Here is a 20,671-nt window from a genome sequence, read left to right on the forward strand (position 1 = left end):
CCGCGTCACGAGGATCAGCCGAAGGCCAGCTGCCACCAGCGTTCGAGACGCTCCCGGTGCCGCCCCGGCACGAGGAGCAGGTGGTTGCCGAGCGGATCCTCCAGCAGGGAGCCGGCCCGCACGCCCTCGAGGCGGACGGTGACCTGGGTCCGGCAGAGGTCGTCGGACTCGCCCGCCTGTTCGATCTCGCCCTCGGCGACGAAGAAGCGCTCCAGCGCCGAGCCACCGAGGCGCAGCAGGGTCACCCATTGGCGGGCGAAGCGTCCCCGGAGGCCGATGCCGATGCCCGATTCGAAGTGGGTGTGCAGCTCGACGTCTTCGACGAGCGAAGGGGCGACGGTGCAGTGGGCCAGCAGCACACGGTTGCCGTCGACGTCGACGTAAGCGGGGTTCGCCATCCAACTCGGCAGGTCGAGCAGCGAGCGCACGAGGAGCATCGCCACCGCGCTTGCCACGTCGCCCTCACAACCGGCGACGACACCGGCATCGTTGAGCTGGGCCAGGGCGACACAGCCCGACGTGCCGAGCTCACCGAGGTAGTCGAAGCAGCGCACCGTGACGGCATCGACGTGGGCGCCCTCGATGACGTCGAGCAGCGCGGGGTGCAGCGCGGCGGCGCTGAGCAGGTCGGCGGAGGGCTCCGCGGTGCCGGCGAAGTGCACCGCCACCTCACGCGCAGCTCCGGGGTCGACATGGGGGTGGGCGGCGATCGGCAGCGCGTTGTCGATCGGGACCAGCTCGACGCCCCAGCGCTGGCGGACGAGCTTCGCCTGGGGGACGCTGGCCACGAGCCACTCGGACGGCATGCCGACGAGCCCGAGGCGCGCCGCGTGCATCCGGTGGATCGCGGCGACGTCGACCACCGCGGTGCGCAATTGCGCGGGGTCGGCGGCGTCGACCTGCACGATGCGGCCACGACCACCGTCGAGGCGTACTCGCGCCATCGCCTCGAGAGCAGCCGGGAGGCTGTTGTGCGACCGATGTGTGGCGAGGAGCACGGGCTCGAACGGTGCGGCGAGCCGCCGCCGGCGGACGTGGTCGAGAATCGCGGCTTCGGTGCCGCCTGTGCCGACGACGATCACGAGAGGTGAGCGCGGCTCGTCCTCTGCGGCGTTGCGGGGCACTCCGCCCTCGTCGTGCAGCACGGCGAGCGTGGGGGCGAGCACACGACTGACCGCAGTCTCGTCGTGGAGCGGTGAAGCGACGCTGAGGTAACCGAACGGGGTCGTCATGTCGGCACCTGCTGCACTTGCGTCTGGCGAGCCGTGCGGCGCAGCGAGTACCGCCAGAAGCCGAGCGTCGCCAGACCGACCGGGATGATCACGAGCCACGTGAGCACGCGGAAGATGACCACGGCTGCGGTCACCTCGTTGACGTACTGGCTGCCCGCAGCGGCGGTGAGCAAACCGATGAAGGCGACCTCGCTGACACCCGCGTCGCCGGGGGTGATCGGGAACACGGTGAGCCCCTGCACCAGCGCGAAGACCACGAACACCTGCGTCCAGGGCAGGTCGCCCTCGGCCACGTCGACGAAGCGCACCGACATCAAGAGCAGCGCGAAACGGGTCGCCGCGGTGAGCAGCGTCGCCCAGGCGGCGGTCTTCCAGCGCCCCTCCAGCGTCTCGAGCGATCGGGTCCTCACTTCGACCAGCCGGTCGGCGAGCGCGTCGTTCGTGTGCTCACGCCCGCCGGACCTGCGCAGCAGGCGCAGCACGCCGCGCCAAACGGGCGCGATCAGCCTGCCGACGCGCTCGGTGCGCGTGGGCGAGCTGAACACGAATGCGATGACCGCTACGACGATGGCGACGACGACCGTGATGTACACCGCGGTGCGCAGCGGTCCGTCGAGCGGGGCGTCGGAGATCAGCAGGCCGAGGCCGGCGACGATCGGTAGCAGCAGCTTGATCCCGATGCTGAACAGGCCTCCCGCAGCCACCGCGAGCGTGGCCTCTTGGGAGCTGCGCCCCCACGAGGTGAGCATGCGGTGGCGCACTGGCAAGTCGCTCGGGCCGGGCACCACCGACGTCACCGCGGCCGGGCCGAGGTAGGCAAGCACCCCCCTCCGCACCGGTAGCCCCTGGATGAGCGACGCGGTGAGCAGCCCCTGTGCCGCGAGCCAGAGGAGCCACATGCTTTGCAGCGACAGCACCTCGGCATCGTCGAGAGCACCGAGCGCGGAGCGGATCTCGGCGAGGTCGAGGTCGTCGAAGACGTTCATGAGCACAACGGCCGAGATGCCGAGGGCGACGACGACGACCACCACCCGTAGCACGATCTTGAACACCGAGGGTCGCTTCGCCGGTGGCAGCGTCTCGGCAGACCCGGCACCGTCGTCGGAGAGCTCTGACGATGCGGTGGTCGGTGTGGCCGGGATGTCTGTCACGGGCCCACGCTAGGCCGCACCCGGTCGGCCCCGGCAGCTTCGTCGAGTGCCGTCTGGGCCACGTCGACGAGCGCGGCGCGGTCGGCGAGCACCGGTGGCAGCAAGCCTGCCCGGTCACGCGCTCGCCAGCGGCCCCGCAAAGCGGTGGCGGTGCGCACGAGCGGCGTCCAGACCGCCAACGCGAGCGCCCCGCCGACGGCCACCGCCGCACCGGCGACGAACGCGGCCACACCGTCGGCGAGCACGATCCCGGCGACCACCCACGTGGCGAGCCCGGCGACCAGCCCGGTGAGCAGGCGCACGGTGCCCTTCGTGGCGGTGGAGCGCACGAGCGCTGTGGCGCCGACCACGAGGCCGAGGGCCGGCAGGTGGATGAGGGTGGCGGTGAGCACGAGCGACCCGAGCAGCGCGAGTGCGGCCGCCGAGGCGACGATGCGGCCCAGCCGAGGCCTGGTCTCGTTCATCTCCTGCTCGTCGAGCCCGCTCATGTACAGGCTGGACGCGTATCGGCGGTAGGCGGAGACGATGCCCGCTCGCCGCTCGGGCGGAGTCGCGGCTAGGCGGCGGGCGAGCACCTCGACCTCGCCGAAGGTGGCCGGCCCGGAGGCCGAAACGCTTGTCAGCGTGCGCGCCGCGCCGCGCAGCACGTCGCGTTGCTCGACCGACTCGAAGTCGGGGGATACCGACTCGAGTGCGCTCGTGATCGCCTCGGTCAGCGCACGAACGTCACGGTGGTCCGGATCGACGACGGTGCCTTCGGCGAGGTGCGGCGCATGGTCGCTCACGGCGATCGGTTCCCCGACCATCACCACCGCCCGCGGCCGGGTCTCGACGCGGCTCTCGAAGGCCAAGCCGATCGGGACGAGCACCAGGTCGGGGACCTCGCCGAGCGCGCCGAGCGCGATCCGGGCCGCCCCCGTGCGGATGCGGTCGAGCCCGCCGCGGTCGCCAGTCGTGCCTTCCGGGAAGATCGCCACCGTCGCTCCGAGCGACAGCTCGTGGGTGCTGGCCGCGAAGGTCGAGCGGTTGCCCGTCGGGCGATCGCCGTCGGACGCGCGGTACACCGGCAGCACGCCGGCCAACGCCAGGAACGGCCGGGCGACAACGACCTTCCACAGCGCGGCCTTGCCGAGGAACCGCGGCAGCCGGCGCAGCAGCGCCGCGACGAGGATGGGGTCGACGAACCCGTTGGCGTGATTGGCCACGATCAGCACCGGCTTGTCGGTCGGGATCCTCTGCCGTCCGATCATCTCGATCGAGCGGTGGAACACGAGTGCAAGGGCGACGCACAGCAGCCCGAGTGCGGCGTCGATGCCACGCCTCCACAGGCGAGGCGGGTGAGCCGGGTCCGCGACGCCGGCCGCGCGGTCGATCCACGCCAGAACGAGCACTGCGGCGATCAGGTGCCACAGGCCGTGTGGTTGCAGCAGAGAGCGGGCGTCGCACGCCGGGCTGGCGGAGGTGCCGATCAGCCAGGCGCCGACCGCCAGCGCTCCGAGCACCAGTAGGGCGACGCCCCACACCGGCGCCATCCCACGCCGTCGGGCGAGCACCTCTGCGGCGACGACGACCACCACCGCTACGGCGGCGACGACGTTCGTCGCCGCCTCGGCGAACGACCACGCGACGCCGCCCGCAACGAGAGCGGTCGACGTGCCGAGGAGTGCACCCTGCCAAGGCCGCGCGCCGAGTCGTCCGACGTGCCAACCGGCGACGTAGCCGAGCAGGCCGATCAGCGCGAGGTCGTGCAGCAGGTGGCCTGCGTCGCCGGAGCGGCCGTGGTACACGAGGCTGCCAACGCCCTCAGCGGCGGCGAGGGCGGCGAGGAGAAGGACCGTACGCGGCATACGGCGGCGCTGCACGGCGAGCGCCAGCACGACGGCCACTGCGACGAAGCCGAGCGAGGTCCACGCGTTGACGTCTTGTTGCCACCAACCCTCGTCGCGCGCCTCGCAGTCGGAGTAGTCAACGCTCGGAATCGCCACACCTGCCTCCCGTACGGCCGGGTTGAACCTAACCGGTGGCGCTTCGGTGCAGACGGACGCGGCCCGGCCCGCAGCCAGCCGTGTTCGGGCTGGCTGCGGGCCGGGTATTGGGGGGTCTGGGGGGTTTGCCGGGCTAACTGGGACGGGGTGAAGAAATGCGTCTGGTCGTCAGACGCCGCTCATGTGCTCCCGGTCGACGACCACTCGGCCGTCGTCGGAGATCTGGCGGGTCCTGGTGGAGCGGAAACCGAGGAAAGAACCCTGCACGATGGCCGCGAGGAGACCGATGCCACCGACCACCATCAGGATGACTCCAACTGCAGTCAGGTCGACATCGTCGACGGCGGTGTTGACCGCGAAGGCCAAGATTGCGCCGGCGGCGATGAGAAGAACGCTCAGGGCACCCATGTGGATTGCTCGCTTTCGTCCGGGTCGTCGTCGACCGTGTGGAAGCCGCAGTACCCCGCGGGCGCGGGGCTCAAACAACCGGGGTCAGGCGTCGGCGAAGTTCTTCGCCGCGAAATCCCAGTTCGCCAGGCGCTCGAGGAATGCGGCGACGAATGCCGGCCTGTCGTTCTGGTGATCGAGGTAGTACGCGTGCTCCCAGACGTCGAGCGTCAAGAGCGCCGTCTCGCCATGGCGCATCGGCAGATCGGCGTCCGACGTGGACTTCACCGATAGGCCGTCGGCGCCCTTCACCAACCATGTCCAGCCCGACCCGAAGTGGGTCTTCGCCGTCTCGGCGAACTCCTCTGACATCGCGTCGAAGGAACCGAAGCTCGACTCGATCGCCTTCGCCAGCTCACCGTCGGGGGAGCCGCCTCCGTCGGGCGACATCGAGCTCCAGAAGAAGGTGTGGTTCCACACCTGGGCGGCGTTGTTGAACAGCGGCCCGTCGGCGGAGCAGATGATCTCCTCCAGCGTCTGGCCCTGGTGCTCGGTGCCCTCGATCAGCTCGTTCAACTTGTCGACGTACGTCTGATGGTGCTTGCCGTAGTGGAAGCTCATCGTGCGTTCGCTGATCGTCGGCGCAAGCGCGTTCTGGGCATAGGGCAGGGGAGCCAGTTTGAAGGCCATCGTCTTCTCCTTGTGGGATGGATTGGATCGAACCGTGGTTGTTCCTACCCGACCCCGGCGACGATCACACTTCGAGACGACGCATTCAGAGCACGACGACGCTGCGCAGGACCTCGCCCCGCTCCATCTTGTGGAACGCGTCCTCCACGCCGTCGAGAGTGATCTTCTCGGAGACGAACTTGTCGAGGTCGAGCCGCCCTTGCAGGTACAGGTCGACGAGCAGCGGGAAGTCGCGGCTCGGGAGGCAGTCGCCGTACCAGCTCGGCCGAAGGGCGCCGCCGCGGCCGAAGAACTCGATCATGGGGATGTCGGGCATGCGCATGTCCGGCGTCGGCACCCCCACCTGGACGAGCGTCCCGGCGAGATCTCGGGCGTAGAAGGCCTGTTCCATCACTGCCGGGTGACCGACCGCCTCGATGCACACGTCGGCGCCGAAACCGCCCGTCGCCGCCCGCACGGCCTCAACCGGGTCGACGTCGCGCGCGTTCACGGTGTGCGTCGCGCCGCACTCCCGGGCCCACGCGAGCTTGCGGTCGTCCAGGTCGACGGCGACGATCGTCGTCGCCCCGGCGAGCTTGGCACCCATGATCGCCGCGTCACCGACGCCGCCGCAGCCGAACACCGCCACCGTTTGGCCGCGCTGCACACCACCGGTCAGCATCGCCGCTCCGAGACCGGCCATCACGCCGCAGCCGAGCAGGCCGGCCGTCGTCGGCGGAGCAGCAGCGGCGACGGGCGTGCACTGGCCGGCGGCGACGAGCGTCTTGTCGGCGAAGGCACCGATCCCGAGCGCGGGCGACAGTGGCGTGCCGTCCTCGAGGGTCATCTTCTGCGTCGCGTTGGCGGTGCTGAAGCAGTACTGCGGCTGCCCGCGGCGGCAGCTGCGGCAGTTCCCGCAGACGGCCCGCCAGTTGAGCACCACGTAGTCGCCCGGTGCCACGTTGGTCACCCCGGAACCGACCGACTCGACTACGCCGGCGGCCTCGTGGCCGAGCAGGAACGGAAACTCGTCGTTGATCCCACCTTCGCGGTAGTGGAGGTCGGTGTGGCAGACGCCGCACGCTTGCACGCGCACGACGGCCTCCCCCGGGCCCGGATCGGGCACGACGATCGTCTCGATCTCGACCGGCGCGCCCTTTGCACGAGCAACGACACCGCGAACCTGCTGAGCCACTGCGACTCCCCCCTTCGAAAGACTGGGCTGCTACTTGCCCCCGACGACCACCATACGCGGTGCGTCGGCGCGAGTCGGTTGGCCGGTTCTGGTGGTGGATCAGGCACGCTGTTGCTCATGCAGCGCGTGGACGTAGCAGTGATCGGTGCCGGCCCGGCGGGGGCGGCAGCAGCGATCACGGCCGCCCGCGGCGGCGCTTCGGTGGTGCTGCTCGAACGCGGCGGGCAAGGGCGCGACAAGGTCTGCGGCGACGGGCTGACGCCGCGCGCTGTCGCGGCCCTCGACGCGCTCCAAGTCGGTCTCGTCGACGGCGCACATCGCATCGACGGGTTGCGGATGATCGCCGGGGGGACCCGGCGTGAGCTGCCCTGGCCGCAGGGCGGCCGCTTCCCCGCGCACGGCGCGGTGTGGCCCCGCCGGCACCTCGACGCGCGGCTGGTCGAGCTGGCGCAACAGGCAGGCGCAGACGTGCGTTGGCACTCCACCGCGCTGCCGGTGATCGAAGGCGACAGGGTGGTCGGGGTCGAGACCGAGTCGGAGAAGTGGTCGGCCGGCCTGGTCGTCGTCGCGTGCGGCGCGCCCGGTGCGGTCGCGAAGATGCTCGGGGCAGACCGGGTGCCCGTCGAGCCGTACGGGATCGCCATCCGCACCTACGTGGAGAGTCCTCGTCACGCCGATCGCCTGCTGGAGGCCTCGCTCGCGATGCGCGCCCCCGACGGCACGCCGATCCCGGGATACGGCTGGATGTTCCCCGCCGGCGACGGCACGGTGAACCTCGGCGTCGGGGCCCTGTCCACGATGAAGGGCTTCCGCCAGCTCAACTTGAACCGCCTCGTCGACCGGTACCGCGACCTCGTGCGCGAGGAGTGGCAGGTGGGCGAGTACCTCGAGCGGCCCCGCGCCTGGCGGCTGCCGATGAGCAGCCAGCGCCGCCACGGCCCGGGCTGGGTGGCGGTGGGCGACGCCGCCGGGCTGATCAACCCGATGAACGGCGAAGGGATCGACTACGGGCTGGAGTCGGGGATGCTCGCCGCCGACCTCTTCCTCGCCGATCCCGCTCGTGCCCCAGCCGAGTACGACCGTCAGATCGGCGAGCGGTTCGACGAGTTCTTGCGCACCGGCAGGCGGTTCTCGTTCCTGATCGGGCACCCGTGGATCCTGCGCGGCGGGTTGCGGCTGGCGCTGGCCAGCCAGTGGATGGCCAACCTGACCCTGCAGGTGATGGGCAACCTGGTGGACTCCGCGACCCCCGGGGCGCCGGGGCGGGTGCTGCGCATTGCCGACCGCGCGCTCGGCGTGGCCGAGCCCGTGCTGCGCCGCACGAAGGCGTCGGCCTGAGCGCTAGACGACGTCGTGCCAGGCGCTCAGCCGCTGGGCGCTGTCGTCGCCGGGCACGGGCAGCTGCACCGCCACCCGCAGGTGGGGCCACTCGGCCGGGGTCAGCACCTGGTACTGGAACACGAGCTCGCCCGCGCGCGGGTGGCGGTAGCGGCGCAGTCGGGTTCGGAAGCGGGCGACGTCGTGCTCGTTCCACCACGTGTCGAACTGCGCCGACGCCGCGCGCAGGCGCGTGACGAGTTTCGCCGCCGTCTCGTCGTGGCCGAGCTGACCGAGGTCGGAGCGCAACTCCGCGAGTAGCAGACGCGCCTCGGCCTCCCAGTCGACGATCAACGCTCGTGTGTCGGACCGCGCGTAGACGACCCACGCCAGGTTCCGGTCTTCTGCCTCCAATTGCTCGATCGCCGGGTAGAGCAGCGCCTGGGGCCGGTTCCAGGCGACGAACTCCCACCTCGGCCCGAGGATGTAGGCCGGTGCCGGTGTCAACGAGTCGAGCAGGTCGACGAGCGCGTCGGGCGGGTCGAGGTCGGCCGCGGAAGGTGACAGCGGCGCCGGACCGAGCGCGGCCAGGGTGAGCAGATGGTCGCGACCCGCGGCGTCGAGGCAGAGCGCCCGGCCGAGCGATTCGAGCACCTCCCGGGAGGCGTTGATCCGCCGGCCCTGCTCCAGCCACGTGTACCAGGTGACCGAAACCCCAGCGAGCATCGCCACCTCTTCGCGGCGCAGCCCCTTGGTGCGCCGACGCGGTGAGCTCGGCAGCCCGACGTCGCCGGGCTGCACCGCCGCGCGACGCGCCCGCAGGTAGTCGGCGAGCTCCGCGCGGCGGTCCATCGCGATCAGCCGGAAGAGCGGCAGGGTTGGCCGCGCAGCGCCCCGCAGGCCGGTGCGCCGGGGGGCACCACTACTCCGGGCACGACCGAGAGCACCACCCGCGACGGCGTCTCGGCGCCGTTGCCGACGGTGACGGTCTCACCGGCAGCGATGGTGTCGAGCACCCAGACCCCACGGCTGTTGCCGGGTGCGTCGATCTGCACCCGCAGCCGAGAGCCGGCGCGGAAGGGGTGGGCGAACGGGAAGATCTCCACCCGTACGGGCGTCAGCTCGCCATCTGGCAGCAGCGAGGCGTCGGCCTCGGCGTTGGTGTGGACGGGACGGAGCTCGGTGGAGGCGTCCTCGTCGAGGGCGCGCTGGCTGGCGCGGAGCCAGCCGCTCTGCACGTAGACCTCGCTGCCGTCGGCGCGCACCTCGCTGAGCGTCACCTCGAGGTCGGTGTCGCCGGTGGACGTGCTGATCCACAGGTCGGCCGAACCCGAGCCGATGACCACGGTGTCGGCGGCCAGGGGTTCGCTCGTGTACGTGAGTCCCGAGCGCGCCGGCAGCGGCAGCCAGTTCCAGTCGACGTCGGCGCGCCAGATCCCGCTGCCGTCTCCTTCGTAGAAGGTGTCGGGCAGCAGCGACGCGTCGGCGACGTATGTGCCAGCGGCGGTCCCTTCGGCGGTGGGGGCCGTCGCGCTCAACCCGCCGGCGGCCGTGAGGTACCAGCTGGTGGCCGCCGCGGACGGGATCGGCCAGCTCTCGAACGACGCGGTCGAGCGCGCGAGCGGCGCGCCGGGCACCGCGGGGTCGGCCGCGCCTTGCTCGAACAGCACCTGGACGGGGGGCTCGGACTCGAACGCGGCCAGAGCCTGCTCGTGGGAGAGCCCGGCGAACCTGTCGGCGGCGGTGATGGACGTCGACACCCCGAAGATGCCCGTCGTCAAGACGGGGGCGACAGCTTGCGCGGCGGCGAGCGACGGCGTGCGTTCGCCGACGTAGAGGTCGAGGAACTCGACGTACCTGGGGAACACCGCCGGGCTGATCGAGTCGGTGTGCAGTCCGTTGAGCAGACTGACGTAGACGTGCGGGGCATTGGTGAAACGGTCGAGCATCACCGCGAAGCGGCCGCCGGTCTGCTCGTCCTGCCAGGCGCCGGCGAGGAACACCGGCACCTCGATGCGGTCGACGAACGTGGCCGGGGCGAGCTGGTCGCCGAGTTCGGGGGTGTAGTAGGGGTTGGCCTGGATCTCGGCCACGAGATCGGGGTTCTGCAGCCGAAGCTCCTGGTTGGCGGCGCACACGTCGTCGCCGGCGTCGGCCCTCGCGCCGGTCCATTCCTGGCCGAACGGCTTGGTCTCTTCCATCCGCGCCGCGGTCCACTCCACCGCGAACCCGGTGTTCAGGATCCCCCCGGGGTAGAGCGTGGACCGGAAGGCATCGTCGAACACCGACAGCGGCGTGATCGCGGCCAGGCTCGGCGGCTGGGTGGCGGCGACGTAGAGCTGGGAGATGCCGGGGTAGGAGATGCCGACCATCCCCACCCGGTGGCCCTGCACGAACGGCTGGGCGGCGACGGCCTCGATGACGTCGTAGCCGTCGACCGACTGCACTGGCTCGAAGTAGCGGAAGGAGCCGCCCGAGCAGCCGGTGCCGCGCATGTTGACGCCCACGTAGGCGTACCCGAGCGTGGTGAACAACTGGGCGAACGTCGCGTCGTCGGGGTTGCTCGGCGAGTAGCCGGAGTACTCGACCACGGTCGGGTACGGCCCGGCGTCGGCGGGGCCGGGCAGCACGATGTTCGCGGAGAGCGTCGTGCCGTCGCGGGTGGTGATGTAGCCGAAGCCGGGGGCAGGCAGGACCTGCTCGGCGTAGAAGGCGGCCGGCGGCGCCTCGTCGACGTCCATCACCTCGACAGGAGCCGATTCCTGCGCCGAATCGCCGCCCGTACGCACCGCGTAGGTGCCCGGCTCCAGGTTGCGGGCCAGGTAGCTGCCCGCGGCGTCGATCGAACCGGTGGCGACCACGGCGCCGTCGTCGCCGACCACCTCGATCGGGGCGCCGGCCGGCGCGTCGAGGACGGCGAGCTGCAGCACCCCCGGCCGCAGCGTGAACGTCGCCTCGGGCAGTGGGGCGGCCGTGGTGGTGGGCGCGGCGGCCGTAGTGGTCGGCGCCAGGCTCTCGAGGCTCGCGGGCGTGGTGTCTTCGCTGTCCGACGAGGTGGAGCACGACACGGCCACGGCAACGCATGCGAGGGCCACGGCCCCGATCTCACGACGACCCCGCATGGACGGCTCCTCCGCTCTTCGACAACACGTGGGACCAGCCCGCGCCCGCCGATGCTAGGCCGCGATCGGCGACGGGTGCCGATGGCGGTGCAGCGCGCGACGATGTCACGGATGCAGATCGGACCTGGGATCGAACTGGCGCTCGCACCGATGCTCGACGATCTCGGCGCGCTCGTCGGCGTCGAGTCGCCGTCACACGACACCGTTGCGCTGGCGCGCAGCGCCGAGGCGATCGCCCGGGTGTTCGCGGCCCGGCTCGGTTCGCGGCCCGAGCTCGTCGACGGCCCGGCCGGCACCCACGTGCACTGGCGTGGTCCCGGGGCGCCACGAGTGCTGCTCCTCGGCCATCACGACACCGTCTTTCCGCTCGGCACGCTCGCCGCGCGCCCGTTCGCCGTGGAAGGCGGGCGCGCCACCGGCCCGGGGGTGTTCGACATGAAGGCCGGCGTGGTGCAGGCGATCCATGCGATCGCCGCCCTCGACGACCCAACAGGGGTGGAGATCCTCTTCACTGCCGACGAGGAGGTCGGCTCGGCCACCTCAAAGGCGCTGATCGAGGAGCGGGCGCGCGCCTGCGGCGCGGTGCTGGTGCTCGAGCCGAGCGCCGACGGCGGGGCGCTGAAGACCGCCCGCAAGGGGACCGGCACGTTCGAGGTCGTCGTCCACGGGCGCGCCGCCCATGCCGGGTTGGAGCCGGAGAAGGGGGTCAACGCGCTGGTCGAGGCCGCCGAGCAGGTGTTGCGCATCGTCTCCTTCGAGCGGCACCAGGTGGGCACCACCGTCACGCCGACGATCGCCGCCGCCGGCACCGCGGAGAACGTCGTGCCCGCCGAGGCCCGAGTCACCGTCGACGTGAGGGTGACGTCAGCGGACGAGCGGGAGCGGGTCGAGGAGCTGATGCGCACCCTGTCGCCGGTGCTGCCCGGGATCCACCTGGAGGTCGCCGGTGCCGTCAGCCGACCGCCGATGCACGAGTCGTCGTCGGCCACGCTGATGCCCGTCGCGGTGAGCGTGGCCGAGCAGCTCGGCCTGCCCGGCATCCACGGCGTCGCGGTCGGCGGCGGATCCGACGGCAACTTCACCGCGGCGATCGGGGTGCCGACCCTCGACGGCCTCGGAGCCGTAGGCGGCGGCGCCCACGCCGACCACGAATGGGTCGACGTGGCGATGATGTCCGAGCGAGCCCTCCTCGTCGCCGGCATCGTCACCCACCTCCGAAATCCGTAGCCCCCAAACCGCAGGTATCGCGCCAATCTGTCAACGAAACTGCGCTGGCCGCAGGTATCGCGCCAGATTGGCGCGAAAGCCGCGAATTGGAAGCCGCGAAAGCCGCGAATTGGAAGCCGCGAAAGCGATCGCGGAAGCCGCGGAGGCTGCTGCTTGGGGGGTGATTCAGTCGGCGGCGCCGCGCTCGACGGCGAGGACTCCGCCGGGGTCGAGGGTGCCGACGTTGCGGTACAGGTCGAGCTTCGCCCGGGTGTCGTCGATGTCGAGGTTGCGCATCGTCAGCTGCCCAATCCGGTCGAGGGGGCCGAACGCCTGGTCGTCGACGCGCTCCATCGACAGCCGCTCTGGTGCGTACGTCAGGTTGGGGCTATCGGTGGCCACGATCGTGTAGTCGTCGCCGCGGCGCAGGCGCAGCACGACCTCACCGGTGATCGCCGAGCCCACCCAGCGCAACAGCGGTTCACGCAGCATCAGGCTCTGCGGGTCGAACCACCTGCCCTCGTACAGCAACCGGCCGAGACGGCGGCCCATCGTGCGGTAGTTCTCGATCGTGTTCTCGTTGTGGATGCCCGTGACGAGGCGCTCGTAGGCGACGTGCAGCAGCGCCATCCCCGGCGCCTCGTAGATGCCGCGGCTCTTCGCTTCGATGATCCGATTTTCGATCTGGTCGCTCATCCCGAGCCCGTGACGCCCGCCGATGGCGTTCGCCTCGGTGACGAGCTCGATTGGTGAGTCGAACTCGCGGCCGTTCAGCGCCACCGGCCACCCCTCGTGGAACCTGACGCTGACCACCTCGGGTTCGATCGACACGTCGTCGCGGTAGTGGGCCACGCCCATGATCGGCTCGACGATGTCCATCGACGTCGCAAGCTCTTCGAGCAGCTTCGCCTCGTGCGTGGCTCCCCAGATGTTCGCGTCGGTCGAGTACGCCTTCTCCTTGCTCGCCCGGTACGGCAGGCCCCGCGCGAGGAGGAACTCGCTCATCTCCGCCCGACCGCCGAGCTCGGCGACGAAGTCTTCGTCGAGCCACGGCTTGTACACGCGCAGGTGCGGGTTGACGAGCAGCCCGTACCTGTAGAAGCGCTCGATGTCGTTGCCCTTGTACGTACTGCCGTCGCCCCAGATGTCGACGCCGTCCTCGTGCATCGCGGTGACGAGCATGGTGCCGGTGACCGCCCGGCCGAGGGGAGTGGTGTTGAAGTACGTCTTCCCGCCGGTGCCGATGTGGAACGCCCCGCACTGCAGGGCGACGAGCCCCTCGTGGACGAGCTCGGTACGGCAGTCGACGAGGCGCGCCTGCTCGGCGCCGTAGACGGCGGCTCGCTCCCGCACACCGGCGAGGTCGGGCTCGTCGTGCTGGCCGAGGTCGGCGGTGTAGCAGTAGGGGATCGCGCCCCGCTCACGCATCCAGGCCACCGCCGCCGAGGTGTCGAGCCCCCCGGAGAACGCGATGCCCACGCGCTCGCCCTTGGGCAGCGAGGTCAGCACCTTCGACATGGCAGCCGACGCTACCGGGCGGCGGCGTTAGCGTTGCCGGGATGGGCCAGGTGGGAGAGACGAGCGTCTATCTGAACCGGATGGCCCGCGTCAGGGCGGAGATGGCCGCCCAGGGCGTCGACGTGCTGCTCGTCTCGGTCGGCCACGACATGCCCTACCTCAGCGGCTACGAGGCGATGCCGCTCGAGCGCCTGACGATGCTCGTCGTCCCCCGCGACGGCGATGCGAAGCTGGTCGTGCCCCGCCTCGAGGCGCCGAGGGTGGTCGAGCAGCCCGGCGTCTTCGACGTGATCACGTGGGACGAGACGCAGGACCCGGTGGCGATCACCGCGGCGCTCGCCGCCGAGCCCGCCCGCCCGAAGGTGGCCGCGGTCGGTGACCAGATGTGGGCTCGCTTCCTGGTGGAGCTGCTGGCACCGATGGCCGGCACCGAGTTCCGCCGCGCGGTCGACGTGGTCGGCCCGCTGCGCATGCGCAAGGACGCCGCCGAGGTCGAGGCCCTGCGCGCCGCGGGCGCCGCGGCCGACCGCGTCGCCCGGCAGCTCCACGGGGGCGAGATCCCCCTCGTCGGGCGCACGGAGGCCGAAGTGTCGGCCGACATCTCGGCGCGGCTGATCGCCGAGGGCCACGATGTCGTCAACTTCGCCATCGTCGCTGCCGGCGAGAACGCGGCCAGCCCGCACCACCACCCCGGCAGGCGGGTGATCCGGGCGGGCGAGATCGTGCTCACCGACTTCGGAGGCACGATGGGCGGGTACTGCAGCGACACCACCCGCTGCGTCTACACAGGCCGGCCGACGAGCGAGATCGCCGACGCATATGCCGTGCTGCACGAGGCCCAGCAGGCCGCGGTCGCCGCAGCCACGGTCGGCACGCCGTGTGAAGAGGTCGACGCGGCGGCGCGGCGGATCATCGCCGCCGCCGGCTGGGGCGAGCAGTTCCTGCATCGCACGGGCCACGGCATCGGCATGGAGGCCCACGAGGAGCCGTACATCGTGAGCGGCAATCGCCTGCCGCTGGAGCCCGGCCACGCGTTCAGCGTCGAGCCCGGCATCTACGTCGCCGGGCGGTGGGGCATGCGGCTCGAGGACATCGTCGTCGCCACCGACGCCGGCCCGCAGACGATGAACGACACCGACCGCGCCCTGGTGTCCGTCGATGCGTGAGCACCGCCGGCACGCGGCGCTGAGCCTCGACGGCGGCATCCACGAGATCCCCGTCGACGCCGTGCCGGGACGGCTGTGGCTCTGCGGCAAGCACGTCGTCGGGCCCGATCCCGAGCGCGTGCTGGAGGCCGTCGGCGCCGACGTGGTCGTGTGCCTCACCGAACGCCACGAGCTGAGCGGTCGCTATCCGACGTACACCACCTGGCTCGACGCCAATGCGGGGCAGCGGGCGCTGTGGTTCCCCGTCCACGACTTCCACGCCCCCGACTCGACGGAGGGCGCGCAGTTGCTGGCCGACCTGGAGACCAGGCTGCGGGCGGGCCAGGGCCTCGTCGTGCACTGCGGAGCCGGCATCGGGCGTGCCGGCACTGTCGCCGTCGCGCTGATGGTGCTGCTCGACATGCCCCTCGACGAGGCCCTCGATCACGTGCGCCGGCACCGTCCGGCAGCCGGTCCCGAGGTGGGCGTTCAGCTCGCGTTCGTGCAAGCAGTGTCCGCTGCCAGGTGCTGCCCGCCAGCGGCCGGAGGCCCGGCGGCGAACTAGGTTCGCGAGACCTGGCCCGCGTCACGAGAGGGGATCGACATGCTGGACACCGTCGTAAGAGGTGGCATCGTCGTCGACGGCACTGGAGCAGCGGCCCGCACGGCTGACGTCGGCGTGCGCGACGGACGCATCGTCGCCATCGGGGCGGTCGACGACGACGCGGCTCAGGTGATCGACGCCGGCGGTTGCGTCGTCGCCCCCGGCTTCGTCGACATCCACACCCACTACGACGCGCAGGCCTTCTGGGATCCGACGCTCAGTCCCTCGCCGCTGCACGGCGTCACCACCGTCGTCGGCGGCAACTGCGGGTTCACGATCGCTCCACTCACACCCGAGGACGGCGACTACCTGATGCGCATGCTCGCCCGCGTCGAGGGCATGCCGCTAGAGAGCTTGGCCGTCGGGGTGCCGTGGAACTGGCGCACCACCGCCGAGTACCTCGACCTGCTCGACGGCACATTGATGCCGAACGCCGGCTTCCTCGTCGGGCACTCGGCGCTGCGGCGCGTGGTGATGCACGACGACGCCACCCGGCGCGCGGCAACGCCGGCCGAGATCGCCGACATGCAGCAGTTGCTGCGCGACGGGCTCTCCGCCGGAGCGCTCGGGTTCTCGTCCACCTGGTCGCCGAGCCACAACGACCACACCGGCACGCCCGTTCCGTCTCGCCACGCCAGCAGGGACGAGATGATCTCGCTGTGCAGCGTCGTCGGTGAGTACCCGGGGACCACACTCGAGTTCATCCCCGCCGTCGGCCAGTTCTCGCAGGACGCGTTCGAGCTCATGGCCGACATGTCGGCGGCCGCGAACCGACCGCTGAACTGGAACCTGCTCCAGGTGTACGCGCAGTCGTGGGAGATCGTGCAGCACCAGCTCACGGGTGGCGACATCGCCGCCGCACGGGGTGGCAAGGTGCTCGCTCTGACCCTGCCCGACTCGTTCCGCATGCGACTCAACTTCACGAGCGGGTTCGTGCTCGACATCTTGCCGGGCTGGGACAAGCTGATGGCGCTGTCCGTCGACGAGAAGCTGCGCCAGCTGCGCGACCCCGCAGAACGGGCCGAGTGGGACCGCGCCGCCCAGTCGGTGGAAGGGCCGGTGCGGGCGCTCGCCAACTGGGCCGGGTACTACGTGCTGGAGACGTTCAGCGAGCAGTGGAAGCCGTACGAGGGACGTCTCGTCGGCGACATCGCCCAGGAGCTCGGCCGTGAGCCGTGGGACGTGCTGGCCGACATCGTCGTCGCCGACGAGCTGCGCACGGTGATCGCCAACCAGGACCGCGGCCAGGACGACGAGACCTGGCGGCGCCGGGTGGAGGTGTGGCGCGACCCACGTGCCGTCGTCGGTGCCTCCGACGCGGGCGCCCACCTGGACATGATCGACTCGTTCTCGTTCGCGACCACGCTCATCTCGAAGGCGGTACGTGAGCACGGGCTGGTGTCGGTGGAAGAGGCCGTGCAACTGCTGTCCGACCGGCCCGCTCGCCTGTACGGCCTCGACGGGCGAGGCCGCCTGAGCGAGGGGTGGAGTGCCGACATCGTGGTGTTCGATCCCGACACGATCGGACCGGCGCCGGTGCACACACGCTTCGACCTCCCCGGAGGCGCAGGCCGTGTATACGGCGGCGCCGAGGGCATCCATCACGTGCTCGTGAACGGGGTGCCGTGCGTGCGGGGCGAGGAGCTGCTCCCCGCTCGGCCGGGTTCCCTGCTGCGCTCGGGACGTGACACCTCCACCGTGACCGCGCGCTGAGGCGCCCGGCTCACCCCGGCAAGGAAGCGCTCTCCTCGAACGACGACCGATCGATGCTCGACGTGTAGTCGGTGAGCTCGATCGACAGGTCCGCGGTGTCCATGCGGGCGACGACACCCGAGTCGAGCGCGCAATAGGTCTTGGTGCCACCGGTGACCGGCACCGCGACGCACGTCGCGGCCTGCCCGGCGATCGTCTCGGTGCTCGCCACGGGCGGCCCCGTACGCACCTCGAAGTCCTGTCGCAGGCGTGCCGCCGGTGCCGACGCGAAGAAGGTGGAGGTGAGCAGCGTGTCGGAGACCCTCGTCTCGTCGATGCCGTCGACGCAGGTCTCGGTGGCCAGCGCGCAGGTGCGGGCGAAGCTGCCGCTCGGCCCGGTCAGGTAGCGGACATCGCCGATCGTCACGCTGTGACCGGCGTCCGTCGCGATGGCGACGACGGCCGACGTCTGCGCGCCGAGGAACTTGGTGACGACGGTGTAGCTCGCGGTCAGCGGGCCCGATGCCTGCGTGTCGAGGCGCTCGAGCACCGCGTCGACGGCTGCGTCGCCGGTGAGGGTGGGGCTTTGATCGTCGATCAACGACGGGCGCTCGCCGGCGAAGCAGGCCGGCAGCAGGGAGGTCGCGAGGAGGACGGCGAAGAGACCACGCGTTGACGGGCGCGCCACACGTGCAGTCGGTCGGCGGGGCACCAGTTCAGCGTACGGGTCGGCGTGGCTGTTGGGGCGTCGAGCGCCTCACCCGTAAGGTCGGGCGCCGTGATCCGCCTCGACGCTGCGATGGTGCTGCTCCAGTGGGCGACTGGAGGCATGGCCTTCTGCTGGTTCACCACTCGCCGGCGAGAGGTGGGGCTCGGCTACGGCTGGCTGCTCCGCGGCATCTACATGGCGATGGCCGTGGGGGCGTTCGCTGCGGGCATGGCGCTCGGCTCGGTTCCGGTGCGCGAGGCGGGCTCGGCCGGCGTCGCGGTCACCACGTTCGTCGCCCTGGTGGTCAGCGTCGTCCGGCGACGCGCCGGTGTCAGCGGCCAGCAGGTGGAACACGACCGGCGTAGCGAGCGGGTGGCCGCGATGACCGGTATCGAACGCGAGGAGAGGCCTGCGGCCGCGGAGGGGCGCGGTGGTCGTGAGTTCCCTCCCGTGCTCGACCTGGTGCCCGTGGCGCCCGGCGCGATCGGGTTGATCGCCGCAGCCGTCGACGCCGGGGGCAACACCACGGTGGCCGTGCTGCGCACCTTGGTCGGAGCCGCGTTCTTGGGCTCGATCACGAACGCGATGTTGCTCGGGCACTGGTACCTGGTGCAGCCGGGACTTCCCCGCAAGCTGCTGAACGAGATCGTGCGCGCCGTGCTCTGGATCTGGCCGCTCGAGGTGCTCGTGATGCTGCTGCCGACGGGCATGCTTGCAGTTCTGCGCGGTGACGTCGACGACGGGTGGGGAGGCCAGCTCGGGTGGTTCTGGCTGGCCTGCGCGGTGGCCACCGGCGTGTTGTGCTGGGTCACGAAGGCCGCCCTGCGCGAGCGCGCCTACTCGGCGGTGATGGCGGCCACGGGTCTGCTCTACCTGGCGATCCTCACTGCGTTCGGCACCGATCTCGTCGCCCGGGCGGTGCTTGCCGGCTGAGTCCGGTTGCCGGCGCGCCGGCGTGCGTGTCGAGCTGTGCTCAGCCCGCGCCGCGCACCCCGCGGCTGGCGAAGAGGCCGACCAGTGCGCATGCCCCGGCGAGCGCGAAGTTGGTGGCCAGCGCGGCGGTGAGGCTCCACGTGGTGCGGTCGGCCAACGCCACGGTGGCCCCGCCGATGCCGCCCATCAGCGCGAAGCCGAGCGAATCCGCGAGGTGCACCTGGCCGGCGACGGTGCCTTCGCGCCCGACCTCGGCATACGTCATCGCCGCCACCGTCGTGGGGTTGAACAGGATGCCCATCCCGAGCCCGCCGACGGCCCAGGCGGCGAACACCGCAGGCAGCGGCCATCCTGCCCGCAGCACCGGGGCCACCATGACGACTCCGGCGAGCAGCAGCACGAACCCGATCGTCGCCCCGTTGCTCGCGCTCCAGTCGCGCCGGCGGGCGGCGATGGCTTGGCCGACAGTCCACATCAGCGCCGCGCCGACGATGGTGAAGCCCTGCACCACCGAGGGCGCGCCGTGGACGCGGTCCGCGGCGAGGGGGACGAAGGAGTCGACGCCGAGGAACGTCGCGGTGGCAAGGGTGCGCACGGCCAGAACTGCGGGTAGGCCGCGCCGTGCTCTCACCACACCGGGCGGGGTCAGGCGACGGAAGGCCGGCGCCGCGGCGATGGAACCGGCTATGGCGAGGGGGAGGGCGACGAGCGGCCGGCCCGTCTGCAGCCCCGCGATCACGACGCCGACACTGACCGCGAGCAGTGCCGCGGCTGGAATGCGTGAGGGCGCAGGCGGCCCGGCGTCTTCGTCGGCCTCGAGGTGCGCCATCGCTCTCGCCGTCAGGGCCGCCACCGCCACAGCGAGAGGCACGAGCGCGAGGAAGACCCACCGCCAGCCGACGGTGTCGGTGAGCAGGCCGGACACGGCGGGGGCGACGAGGCTGGGCAGCACCCATCCGGCCGAGAGCAGCGCGTACATGCCGGGCTGGCGCGCCTCCGGAAACGCCCGGCGCACGATGACGTACGAGATCGACGCCAGGCCACCCGCGCCGGCGCCCTGCAGGACGCGCCCGAGCACCACGACGAGCATCGAAGAGGCGGCCGCGGCGACCACGAGGCCGACGACGAATGTGACGACGCTCAGCACGAACGGTCGCCGGGGTCCGTGGCGGTCGGCCATCTCCCCTGCGGCGACGAGCGAGACGAGGTCGGCCAGCAGGTACGAGGCGAGCGCGGCGCCGTAGAGCGAGTCGCCGCCGAGCTCGTCGGTGATCGTCGGCAGAGCGGTGATCACCGCGGTGGTCTCGAACGCGACCAGGGTCACCGCGAGTACCAGACCGGCGGCGAGCGGCCGATTCCTCGAGTCGCGGTCGGCGGGCGAACGAAGCGAGCTGCTCGACGTCACGAGCCCACTTGCACCGCGAGCAGGTTGATGAAGGTCTCCGGTTCGTCGAGGCTGACGGCGAGCTGGCGAAGGCGCACGGGTATCCCGACCACGTAGGCCCGAGCACGGGGCGCGATGTCGACCACGACGACGCCCTTGGACGAGCCGTTGACCAGCCAGCGTCCTCGCCACCCGTGGGCGCCCCAGGTGAACACCCTGCCCTCGTAGCGTGTGACGGCGACGATCGACGTTCTCGGGACGACGGTGCTGAAGCCCCAGCCCATGCGCACCCTCACCACTGCCGGCTCGACCACCACGCGCGACCACCGCGGCCCCAGGCCGAGCAACCAGAAGAGCCACTTCAGCGAGTTCGAGTAGCTGATGGAGAACGTCATCGGCCGCTCACCCTAGAGTTCGCCCTC

General features: G+C 71.3%; 18 protein-coding genes. 6 read left to right on the top strand and 12 right to left on the bottom strand.

Going from position 1 to position 20,671, the window contains the following annotated elements; all coding sequences use genetic code 11:
- Positions 1-14: 14 nt before the first annotated feature.
- The 6 genes from IPM43_12760 to IPM43_12785 form a co-directional block, all read right to left on the bottom strand.
- Entirely contained in the window at positions 15-1,232 is a 1,218-nt protein-coding gene (locus IPM43_12760) for a hypothetical protein (protein ID QQS24267.1), read from the bottom strand.
- Positions 1,229-2,383, bottom strand: a complete 1,155-nt coding sequence (locus IPM43_12765; protein ID QQS24268.1) for a flippase-like domain-containing protein — start codon at positions 2,381-2,383, stop codon at positions 1,229-1,231. The genes IPM43_12760 and IPM43_12765 overlap by 4 nt, the downstream gene beginning before the upstream one ends.
- Positions 2,380-4,368, bottom strand: a complete 1,989-nt coding sequence (locus IPM43_12770; GenBank protein QQS24269.1) for a 1-acyl-sn-glycerol-3-phosphate acyltransferase — start codon at positions 4,366-4,368, stop codon at positions 2,380-2,382. The genes IPM43_12765 and IPM43_12770 overlap by 4 nt, the downstream gene beginning before the upstream one ends.
- A 168-nt stretch (positions 4,369-4,536) precedes the next feature.
- The gene (locus tag IPM43_12775; GenBank protein ID QQS24270.1) at positions 4,537-4,776 is read right to left on the bottom strand and encodes a hypothetical protein; all 240 of its coding nucleotides are present in this window, start codon (positions 4,774-4,776) and stop codon (positions 4,537-4,539) included.
- A gap of 84 nt (positions 4,777-4,860) precedes the next feature.
- On the bottom strand, positions 4,861-5,445 hold the full coding sequence (locus IPM43_12780) for a superoxide dismutase (protein QQS24271.1): 585 nt from the start codon (positions 5,443-5,445) through the stop codon (positions 4,861-4,863).
- Between the two features lie 85 nt (positions 5,446-5,530).
- A complete protein-coding gene (locus IPM43_12785; protein QQS24272.1) occupies positions 5,531-6,619 on the bottom strand; it encodes an S-(hydroxymethyl)mycothiol dehydrogenase in 1,089 nt (362 codons plus the stop codon).
- A 117-nt stretch (positions 6,620-6,736) separates the two neighbouring features.
- Between IPM43_12785 and IPM43_12790 the strand changes: the two genes are divergently transcribed.
- Entirely contained in the window at positions 6,737-7,957 is a 1,221-nt protein-coding gene (locus IPM43_12790) for a geranylgeranyl reductase family protein (GenBank protein ID QQS24273.1), read from the top strand.
- 3 nt (positions 7,958-7,960) lie between these two features.
- Here the strand turns inward: IPM43_12790 and IPM43_12795 are convergent, their stop codons facing one another.
- On the bottom strand, positions 7,961-8,788 hold the full coding sequence (locus IPM43_12795; protein ID QQS24274.1) for a helix-turn-helix domain-containing protein: 828 nt from the start codon (positions 8,786-8,788) through the stop codon (positions 7,961-7,963).
- A 5-nt stretch (positions 8,789-8,793) separates the two neighbouring features.
- Positions 8,794-11,058 (bottom strand): CocE/NonD family hydrolase, encoded by a 2,265-nt coding sequence (locus tag IPM43_12800; GenBank protein QQS24275.1) that lies wholly within the window; start codon positions 11,056-11,058, stop codon positions 8,794-8,796.
- A 111-nt stretch (positions 11,059-11,169) separates the two neighbouring features.
- Between IPM43_12800 and IPM43_12805 the strand changes: the two genes are divergently transcribed.
- Complete coding sequence (locus tag IPM43_12805; protein ID QQS24276.1) at positions 11,170-12,285, top strand: M20 family metallopeptidase; 1,116 nt, start codon at positions 11,170-11,172, stop codon at positions 12,283-12,285.
- A gap of 165 nt (positions 12,286-12,450) precedes the next feature.
- Here IPM43_12805 and argG read toward each other — a convergent pair whose 3' ends face one another.
- The gene (gene argG, locus IPM43_12810) at positions 12,451-13,782 is read right to left on the bottom strand and encodes an argininosuccinate synthase (GenBank protein ID QQS24277.1); all 1,332 of its coding nucleotides are present in this window, start codon (positions 13,780-13,782) and stop codon (positions 12,451-12,453) included.
- Between the two features lie 41 nt (positions 13,783-13,823).
- Here argG and IPM43_12815 point away from each other — a divergent pair, with 41 nt between their 5' ends.
- From IPM43_12815 to IPM43_12825, 3 genes are read left to right on the top strand one after another with little or no spacing between them, the layout of a single operon-like run.
- The gene (locus tag IPM43_12815) at positions 13,824-14,948 is read left to right on the top strand and encodes an aminopeptidase P family protein (protein ID QQS24278.1); all 1,125 of its coding nucleotides are present in this window, start codon (positions 13,824-13,826) and stop codon (positions 14,946-14,948) included.
- A complete protein-coding gene (locus IPM43_12820; protein QQS24279.1) occupies positions 14,941-15,492 on the top strand; it encodes a dual specificity protein phosphatase family protein in 552 nt (183 codons plus the stop codon). Before IPM43_12815 ends, IPM43_12820 begins: the two co-directional genes overlap by 8 nt.
- A 39-nt stretch (positions 15,493-15,531) precedes the next feature.
- The gene (locus IPM43_12825; protein ID QQS24280.1) at positions 15,532-17,244 is read left to right on the top strand and encodes an amidohydrolase family protein; all 1,713 of its coding nucleotides are present in this window, start codon (positions 15,532-15,534) and stop codon (positions 17,242-17,244) included.
- Between the two features lie 10 nt (positions 17,245-17,254).
- On the opposite strand, the gene IPM43_12830 is transcribed toward IPM43_12825, so the two are convergent.
- Positions 17,255-17,935, bottom strand: coding sequence for a hypothetical protein (locus tag IPM43_12830; GenBank protein QQS24281.1), 681 nt, complete (start codon positions 17,933-17,935; stop codon positions 17,255-17,257).
- Between the two features lie 66 nt (positions 17,936-18,001).
- Between IPM43_12830 and IPM43_12835 the strand changes: the two genes are divergently transcribed.
- Positions 18,002-18,865, top strand: a complete 864-nt coding sequence (locus tag IPM43_12835; GenBank protein QQS24282.1) for a hypothetical protein — start codon at positions 18,002-18,004, stop codon at positions 18,863-18,865.
- A 40-nt stretch (positions 18,866-18,905) separates the two neighbouring features.
- Here the strand turns inward: IPM43_12835 and IPM43_12840 are convergent, their stop codons facing one another.
- Both IPM43_12840 and IPM43_12845 read right to left on the bottom strand, forming a co-directional pair.
- On the bottom strand, positions 18,906-20,270 hold the full coding sequence (locus tag IPM43_12840; protein QQS24283.1) for an MFS transporter: 1,365 nt from the start codon (positions 20,268-20,270) through the stop codon (positions 18,906-18,908).
- Complete coding sequence (locus IPM43_12845; GenBank protein QQS24284.1) at positions 20,267-20,644, bottom strand: hypothetical protein; 378 nt, start codon at positions 20,642-20,644, stop codon at positions 20,267-20,269. Before IPM43_12845 ends, IPM43_12840 begins: the two co-directional genes overlap by 4 nt.
- Positions 20,645-20,671: the final 27 nt, after the last annotated feature.

This window comes from Actinomycetota bacterium, from assembly GCA_016700055.1.
Taxonomy (GTDB): Bacteria; Actinomycetota; Acidimicrobiia; order Acidimicrobiales; family Ilumatobacteraceae; genus Kalu-18.